This window comes from Mycobacterium sp., from assembly GCF_049585075.1.
Taxonomy (GTDB): Bacteria; Actinomycetota; Actinomycetes; order Mycobacteriales; family Mycobacteriaceae; genus Mycobacterium.
The window spans coordinates 1-8,072 of the sequence record NZ_JBAUZA010000355.1 but is presented as its reverse complement, the minus strand read 5'-3'; the positions used below and the strand labels follow the sequence as shown (position 1 = coordinate 8,072).

Annotated in this window: 10 protein-coding genes; 6 read left to right on the top strand and 4 right to left on the bottom strand. The window is 65.9% G+C overall.

What is annotated here, in order from left to right; translation table 11 throughout:
* From WB785_RS16685 to WB785_RS16670, 4 genes are all read left to right on the top strand, one after another.
* Positions 1-296 (top strand): CysS/YqeB C-terminal domain-containing protein (locus WB785_RS16685; protein WP_424080424.1); only part of this gene is annotated, 296 nt, incomplete at its 5' end.
* Positions 286-1,218, top strand: coding sequence for a 23S rRNA (guanosine(2251)-2'-O)-methyltransferase RlmB (gene rlmB / locus WB785_RS16680; protein WP_424080423.1), 933 nt, complete (start codon positions 286-288; stop codon positions 1,216-1,218). The genes WB785_RS16685 and rlmB, both read left to right, overlap by 11 nt.
* Before the next feature lie 6 nt (positions 1,219-1,224).
* Positions 1,225-1,698, top strand: coding sequence for a hypothetical protein (locus tag WB785_RS16675; RefSeq protein WP_424080422.1), 474 nt, complete (start codon positions 1,225-1,227; stop codon positions 1,696-1,698).
* Positions 1,688-2,653: a glycerophosphodiester phosphodiesterase family protein gene (locus WB785_RS16670; RefSeq protein ID WP_424080421.1), complete on the top strand. Its 966-nt coding sequence runs from the start codon at positions 1,688-1,690 to the stop codon at positions 2,651-2,653. The genes WB785_RS16675 and WB785_RS16670 overlap by 11 nt, the downstream gene beginning before the upstream one ends.
* A gap of 170 nt (positions 2,654-2,823) precedes the next feature.
* Here the strand turns inward: WB785_RS16670 and WB785_RS16665 are convergent, their stop codons facing one another.
* The 3 genes from WB785_RS16665 to WB785_RS16655 are packed head-to-tail and all read right to left on the bottom strand — an operon-like array spanning position 2,824 to position 5,746.
* Positions 2,824-4,065 carry an SLC13 family permease gene (locus WB785_RS16665; RefSeq protein ID WP_424080420.1) on the bottom strand — a complete coding sequence of 414 codons (1,242 nt, stop codon included), beginning with the start codon at positions 4,063-4,065 and terminating at the stop codon, positions 2,824-2,826.
* A complete protein-coding gene (locus tag WB785_RS16660; RefSeq protein WP_424080419.1) occupies positions 4,062-4,988 on the bottom strand; it encodes an MBL fold metallo-hydrolase in 927 nt (308 codons plus the stop codon). Before WB785_RS16660 ends, WB785_RS16665 begins: the two co-directional genes overlap by 4 nt.
* Positions 4,988-5,746, bottom strand: coding sequence for a LamB/YcsF family protein (locus tag WB785_RS16655; RefSeq protein WP_424080418.1), 759 nt, complete (start codon positions 5,744-5,746; stop codon positions 4,988-4,990). The genes WB785_RS16660 and WB785_RS16655 overlap by 1 nt, the downstream gene beginning before the upstream one ends.
* 65 nt (positions 5,747-5,811) lie before the next feature.
* On the opposite strand from WB785_RS16655, the gene WB785_RS16650 reads away from it, so the two are divergent.
* Positions 5,812-6,885 carry a substrate-binding domain-containing protein gene (locus WB785_RS16650; RefSeq protein WP_424080417.1) on the top strand — a complete coding sequence of 358 codons (1,074 nt, stop codon included), beginning with the start codon at positions 5,812-5,814 and terminating at the stop codon, positions 6,883-6,885.
* 21 nt (positions 6,886-6,906) lie between these two features.
* On the opposite strand, the gene kstR is transcribed toward WB785_RS16650, so the two are convergent.
* The gene (gene kstR, locus WB785_RS16645) at positions 6,907-7,512 is read right to left on the bottom strand and encodes a cholesterol catabolism transcriptional regulator KstR (RefSeq protein ID WP_424080416.1); all 606 of its coding nucleotides are present in this window, start codon (positions 7,510-7,512) and stop codon (positions 6,907-6,909) included.
* 316 nt (positions 7,513-7,828) lie between these two features.
* Between kstR and WB785_RS16640 the strand changes: the two genes are divergently transcribed.
* Positions 7,829-8,072: acyl-CoA dehydrogenase family protein (locus WB785_RS16640; protein ID WP_424080415.1), on the top strand; the 244-nt coding region annotated here is incomplete at its 3' end.

Below are 8,072 nucleotides of genomic sequence, written 5' to 3'. Positions count from 1 at the left end.
CCGGTGACCACGACGGTGCGATGGCCAACGCGACCGCCATCCGCGCGATGATGGGCATTCTCGGCTGCGACCCGCTCGACGAGCGCTGGGAGTCACACGACGAGACATCGGCTGCGCTGGCGGCGGTCGACGTGTTGGTGCGCGCTGAGCTGGAGCGGCGCGAACAGGCGCGTGTGCAGCGCGACTGGAAGCTCGCCGACGAGATTCGCGATCGGCTCAAAGACGCCGGCATCGAAGTCACCGATACCGGCGATGGCCCGCAGTGGTCGTTGGGAACTCAGCCCGATGGCCGGTAATTCCCGGCGCCGCGGCGCGATCCGCAAACCCGGGACCAAGAAGGGGCCGACCGTGGGCTCCGGCGGCCAACGCCGCCGCGGGCTAGAAGGCCGCGGCGCCACTCCGCCCGCGCATATGCGGCCCTACCATCCGGCCGCCAAACGACTCAAGGCGCAGCAGCGCCGGCCCGTTAAACGCAGCGACGACGACGTCGAAACTGTTTTGGGACGAAACCCGGTATTGGAATGCCTGCGCGCCGGGGTTCCGGCTACCGCGCTCTACGTTGCGCTCGGGGCTCAAGCCGACGAGCGGCTCACCGAATCAGTCACGCTGGCAGCCGATTCCGGTATCGCAATCCTCGAAGTGCCGCGCACCGACCTGGATCGGATGACGACCAACGGCCTGCATCAAGGAATCGCGTTGCAGGTGCCACCCTACGAGTACCTTCATCCTGACGAGCTGCTCGCGATGGCCTTGGATTCCCCGCCCGCATTGCTGGTTGCGTTGGACAACATCTCCGATCCACGCAATCTGGGTGCGATCGTTCGTTCGGTCGCGGCGTTCGCCGGTCATGGGGTGTTGATCCCGCAGCGGCGTTCGGCGTCAGTGACAGCGGTGGCCTGGCGGACCAGCGCCGGCGCTGCCGCGCGGGTACCCATCGCGCGAGCCACCAATCTCAATCGGACACTGAAGGATTGGGCCGATCGCGGTCTGCAGTTGGTCGGGCTGGACGCCGAAGGCGACACGGTCCTCGACGATCTGGACGCCGAGGGTCCGCTGGTGGTTGTCGTCGGATCGGAAGGAAAGGGACTGTCGCGGTTGGTACGTCAGAGCTGCGATGCGGTGGTGTCGATCCCGATGGCCGGCCCGGCTGAATCGTTGAACGCCTCGGTGGCCGCCGGGGTGGTGCTGGCTGAGATCGCCCGTCAGCGCAGGCGGTAGCAGTCGATGCGAACGATCCATCTCGAAACGACCCTCCCCACCAGCGCCGAGCGTGTTTGGTACGCGATGCAATCACCGGTCACATTCCTTTACGTGTGCAGGGGCCTGTTCGGTGTTCCTGCATTGGCAGGACGAGCGGAGCCGCTGCGACCCGGCGAGCGCGGCACCGCGTGGCTGTTCGCTTTTCATCTCATTCCGGCCTACCGGCACACCATCGAAGTCATAGAGGTCGACCAGGCCGATCGGACGATCCGAACCCACGAGCACGGCGGCGTGCTCCGGGCCTGGGACCACACGCTGCACGTCGAACCGATTGACGACACCCACTGCGGCTACAGCGACACAGTTGATATCGATGCTGGCCGCGCAACGGCTTTCGTCGCGGCTGTTGCCGCTGGCATATTCCGCTACCGGCAACGGCGTTGGCACAAGCTCGTCCGCCAGCACTTGCTGCCGCAGGGATCTGCATATGCAAGTTGAGCGGCTTGCCGCTCTGTTGTCCGCAGCGGTGGTGGCTTTGGCGCCGTCCGCGGCTGCGGAATTGCCGCGATTCGACCTGCAGGCCCACGCCGGTGGCCGCGGCGAGGCGACCGGCGAATCGTTGCATGCCTTCGCCAAATCGCTCGAACTCGGTGTCAGCACACTGGAACTCGACATCAACATCACCAAGGATCACCAACCATTGGTATGGCATGACCCGATCATCGAGCCTGGGCAATGCGCCGACACCGGGCCGGCTTTCGGCGGCGACCCGTCGTACCCGTACGTCGGGAAACCGGTGCACGACCTGATCGCGGCGCAGATCCAAACACTGGATTGCGGAAAGCCGAACAGCCAATTTCCGCAAGCAGAAGTGGTGTGGGGCAATAAGATTGTTACGCTGCCAGCGGTCTTCTCACTCGTCGACGCGTATCGGGCCGATGTGCGTTTTAACATCGAAACCAAGGTCGCAGCCGATCGCCCGGCCATTTCGGCCGACCCGCAGGAGTTCGTCGACGTGGTGCTGGCTGCAGCCAGGTCGGCGGGCAAGGTCGACCTAGTCGACATCCAAAGTTTCGACTGGCGAACGTTGCCGCTCGTACACCAGGCCGAGCCGGCGATTCCGCTGGTGGCTTTGTGGGATGCGCAGACCTGGGTTCCGGATTCGCCTTGGCTGGCTGGTGTCAATCCTGCGGTCGTTGGTGACCCGATGCTTGGCGCCACGATGGTCGGCGCCAACGTTGTTTCGCCCGAATACACTTTGGTCGACAAGGTTCTGGTCGGCCGTGCACATGCGTTGGGGCTCAAGGTCATTCCGTGGACGATCGATGACGCCAACGACATGCGGGCCCAGATCGCCTATGGTGTCGACGGGATCATCACCAACTATCCCGCGACGCTGCGCACGGTGATGGCCGAAATCGGTATGCCGTTGCCGCCGGCATACCGACGCTGACTCAATCGCCACACGTGTCACGTCAGCACCCTCGGGTGTTGGTCACATGCTTCTGAGAAACGTGGCGCATGCGATATCACCGCGCCAGCCGATGGACTTGATATCGTATGCGGTCTCAATTGGAGATCAGACTGCGCCCCCTCCGGAGCGACGCCAGGGGCCGCTGAGTTTTAGAGGCCCAGTAGTCGCACGCCGGCCCACAGCGCCAGCACCGCCGCTACCAGCGCCGTCGGCACCGTGCACAGCCCGAGCCTGGTGTATTCGCCGACGCTAGCCGGAACATCGTAGCGACGTAATACGCTGCGCCACAGCAGGTTTGATAGGGAGCCCACATAGGTCAGGTTGGGCCCGATGTTCACCCCGATCAGCACGGCCAGCACCGCGGCCGGCCCGCTCGGCGCGACGAGCGGTACCAGCACCAGCGTCGCGGGCAGATTGTTGACGACGTTGGCCAGCACCGCCGCCACCACCGCGAAGCCGAGCAGCGCGGCCAAACCGGAACCGGACGGCAACATCTCGGCCATCCGGTCGGACACACCGTTTTGCATGACCGCCTGCACCACGACGCCCAACGCCAACACGAACACCAGAAACGGTATGTTCACCGCGCGCACGATCGCCGCGGCGTTGGTGTGCCGTCGTGCCAGGCTGCGTACCGCCATCGCCGCCGCTCCGGCGAGCGCCGCCCACGCCGGCGCCACTCCGGCAGCCTCCGCGATCACGAACCCGGCCAGCGTCAGCGCCACCACCACCAACGCGAACACCGGTATCTGCGGTGCCGGCTCATCTTCTTCCGGTTGGGGCTGCACGCTCAGGTCGCGGTGGAAGAACACCCGGAAGACGAGATAAACGGTGCCAATCGCGGCCAGCCATGGCAGCGCCATCACGGCGGTGAACTTGGTAAAGGACACGTTGGCGACGTGAAAAGCCAGCAGGTTGGTCAGGTTTGACACTGGAAGCAATAACGACGCGGCGTTGGCCAGGTGGGCCGTCGCGTAGGCATGCGGCCGCACCGGCGCCCGCAGTCGCCGCACGGTGGTCAGCACCACCGGCGTCAACAGCACAACGGTGGCGTCCAGGCTCAGCACCGCGGTGATCGCGGCGGCAATACCGAACACTTGCCGCAGCAGGCGTCGGGATCCGAAGCGGGCACGTGCCATTGCCGCCCCGGCCGCCTCGAACAGCCCTTCGTCGTCGCACATTTTGGCCAACACCAGCACCGCACCCAGGAAGGCGACGACATGCGACAGCCGGGCAGCCTCTGCAGCCGCATCGTGCGTTGAGATTGCGCCGACGGCGATCAGGATGACCACTGCCGGGGTGGCGGCGAACGCCTCGGGCCAACCCCGCGGACGGGCAACCGCGAACGCCAAAACCACCGCCAGCGACAAAAGAGCCAGAAGCAGCGTCAAATTTGGGCCCACGGATCTTCGCGCCGCCACACCGTCGGCATATCCAGCGCGATACCATCCTGCTCGGCGAGCTTGCTCAGAACGCGCAGCGTTACGTCCAAGTCGTCGCCCGCATAGGGCAACGCGCGCAACGGTTCTGACAGCGGGCGAAAGAAATCATCCCAGTGAATCAACACCACGCGGTTTGCGCCCACGGTGCGCACCGTCTCGGTCCAGTAGTCGACGAGGTACGGCTCGGCCTGCAGACCCAGCTGGCCAACGCCGAGATAGACGACATCGGCGCGTTGGCCGGCCAGCGAGCCCTTGACGAAGCCGGCACTGCCTTGAATCAACAGCCGCTGGTCGGACGGTCGGTGATGTACCAGCGTCGACCAGGCCTCGCCGCACCGGTAGGCTGATGCCTTCACCGGTGGTATCACCGCCGCGGTGATCTCTCCGGGGAACCGATCGGGTGGGCTGTGCTGCGACTTGATCAGCGTCATGTCGAAGGCGCCCAACCGAATTGGCTCGCCTGATACCGCAACGACGATGCGGTCTTCGGCAAGGCCGTAGCCACGACCGACGTTGGCCGCCGATTCGCCCCCAACCAATCGCGCGCCGGTGCGATCGGCGACCAGCGCGGAATCCAGCGCGTGGTCGAAATGCGTGTGCACCGGGATGACCGCCTCCAGCCGGGTCACCTTAGCGCGGGCCAGGCACCCGTCCACCCGAGCCGGCGATGGCGCCACCTTGCCCAACGCGATTCGGGCCAGGCTGGGCCGGGAGAAGTAGCCATCGGTCAGCAGCGTCGAAGCCCCGTCGTCGAGCAGCAGCGTCGAAACCCCGAGCCACGTCACCGTCAGGGGTGCGCTGGATTCGGCGACCGGCACGCTGAACCGGTGCGCATACCGCTCGATGTCCGGACGCCCCGGCCGCAGCCGCATCAGCAAAACGCCTTCAGGTCAATCCCGTCGGCCTTGAGCCGATCTCGTACTGCCGTCGCAATCTGAACCGCACCGGGTGAATCACCATGCACACAAACCGATTTCACATGCACGTCAAGTGCAGAGCCGTCAACCGCGGTGACGTGCCCGGTAGTCACCATCGCCACCACCCGTTCGGCGATGGCCGTCGGATCATGCAGCACCGCGTCGGGCTCGCGACGGGACACCAGTGCGCCGTCCGGTTGATAGGCGCGATCGGCGAATGCCTCCGGCACCGTGCGCAAGCCACGGCTTTGCGCCTCCTCGAAGAACGCCGAACCCGCCAGGCCCAGCACCGGCAAGCTCGCGTCGACCATCTGCACCGCCTGCGCGACGGCGGTGGCCTGCTCACGGTTGGTCATGATCGTGTTATACAGCGCGCCATGGGGTTTGACGTAGGACACCGCCGATCCGGCCGCCTGCGCGAGTCCGTGCAACGCGCCGATCTGATAGACGACGTCGGCAAGCAGATCCTCCGGTGTGACGTCGATGAACCGCCTGCCGAATCCGGCCATGTCGCGGTAGCTGACCTGTGCCCCGATGCGCACACCGCGATCGGCGGCCAGCCGGCACACCCGCAGCAGCCCGGCCGGGTCGCCGGCGTGGAAGCCGCAGGCGACGTTGGCGCTGGTGACGATGCCGAGCATGGCGTCGTCGTCGCCGAGCCGCCAGACGCCGAAGCCCTCGCCGAGGTCGGCGTTGAGATCGATAGAGGCCACGATCGCTAGCTTAAGGCGAGAATCTGCCCGCGATCCGGCGGGAATGCCCGGTAGCCTGACACGGCATGAGCCCCACGCCGCGACGGCGGGCGACCCTGGCATCGTTGGCGGCTGAGCTCAAGGTATCGCGCACCACCATCTCGAACGCCTACAACCGACCCGATCAGCTATCCCCAGAGTTGCGGGAAAGAGTGCTCGCCACCGCCAAGCGCATCGGTTATCCCGGACCCGATCCGGTGGCGCGGTCACTGCGGACCCGCAGGGCAGGGGCGGTGGGCCTGATGGTCACCGAACCGCTCACCTATTCGTTCAGCGACCCGGCCGCGCTGGATTTCGTTGCAGGACTTGCCCAGTCGTGCGAAGAGCTGGGTCAGGGACTGATGCTGGTGGCCGTCGGCCCAAGCCGCAGCATCGCGGAGGGGACGGCATCCGTGCTCGCGGCGGGAGTCGACGGGTTCGTGGTCTACTCGGCAGCCGGGGACGACCCCTACTTGCAGGTCGTGCAGCAACGGCGACTGCCGCTGGTGGTGGTCGACCAGCCCAAAGAAGTGCCCGGCGCATCCGCGGTGGGCATTGACGACCGGGGGGCGATGCGCAAGCTCGGCGATTACGTGCTCGGTTTGGGCCATCGCGAGATCGGACTGTTGACGATGCGGCTGCGCCGTGACCGTCACCAGGGCCTGGTCGACTCCCAACGCATCCGTTCGTCGACATTTCACGTGCAAAGCGAACGCATCCGCGGTATCCGCGACGCGATGGCCGCGGCGGGTGTCGACCCGGAGTCGTTGACCGTGGTGGAAAGCTACGAGCACACCCCGGCATCCGGCGGCGATGCCGCCAAGGTTGCGCTCGACGCCAATCCGCGAATCACCGCGCTGATGTGCACAGCCGACGTGCTGGCGTTATCGGCGATGGACTACCTGCGGGGCCGCGGCATGTACGCGCCGGGCCAAATGACCGTCACCGGCTTCGACGGCATATCCGAGGCGATTGGCCGCGGTCTGACGACGGTGGCGCAGCCAAGCCTGCAGAAAGGGCGCCGGGCCGGCGAGCTCTTGCACGAAGGCAATATCCAACCCACGATCGAGGTGCTCGACACCGAACTGATCCGCGGACGTACCGCCGGGCCACCGGCCTGACCGGTCGGCTCGGCCGCAGAGTCAAACTGCGGAGTTCTCGCCGTTGCCGATCAGCAGCCGCACCGCGAGGTCAAGCCGCTTGCTCACGTCGGTGGCCGATGCCCTCCGGGTTAGCCAGGCCAGCAGATTTGACAGCCATACGTCCGAGATCACCCGGGCGATGTGGTACTGGTCTTCGCTCGGTTCGCCGTCGCTCATTGCCCGGGCGAACATCGAGTCGATCAGCTTCTCGACGTGATCGACTTCGCCGGCCGCAGAGGCGTCGGCGAAGACATAGGCGCGAGTCATGGCCTCGGTGAGCAGCGGATTGCGCTGCATCGCGCGATTGAGTTTGCTGACCATGAAGTTCAGCCGCTGGAACGGCGTGCCGCCGGTCAGGCTGGAGCGGTCAGTCTTGGCATCGATTCGCTCGAATTCCCGGCCCAGCGCGGAGACCAGCAGATGCACCTTCGACGGGAAATACCGGTAGAGCGTGCCTACCGCGACGTCCGCGCGGTCGGCCACCGCACGCATCTGAACTGCCTCGTAGCCGCCCTTGGAGGCGATGGCCATCGTCGCGTCGAGGATGCGTTTGCGACGCTCGCGTTGTGCCTCAGACCCGAGCTCGGACTCGGCCAATACCGCCACGCTCATCACCTCACGAGGTTGCGCAGGGGACGAACTCGAGGGCTGACCCGAGCCGGTGTTCGCTGGCCCCGAAGCGGAAGGGGACATCTGACGGACAGCTCCTTTTCTTGCGTCCTCGCTCGAAACGATACGCATGCCGAGCGCGAATTTCTCACCTCCGTGCCGCCGAGACACCGGGATGTCCTGCTGCGATGGCATTCGACTTGACGGTCGAACGCTGGCACTATTAGAACACGTTCTAGTCCGGTGACGATGCAGCTTCCGTAGGAAACTGAGGAGGAACCGGACAATTAGCACTGAAGCGAGGGAGCCGATCGTGCCAACCACCATCACCGACGAACAGTTCGCGGCGCGTGAGTTGGTGCGCGATTGGGCCGCGACGTCCGGCGCGGCGGCGGCGGTCAGGGCCACCGAGCAGGGCGAACCTGACGCCTGGCGACCGGTTTTTGGCGGCCTGACCGATCTGGGCTTGTTCGGCGTCGCGGTCCCCGAAGAGTGCGGCGGGGCCGGCGGCAGCATCGAGGACCTGTGCGCGATGGTCGAAGAGGCCGCCAAAGCCC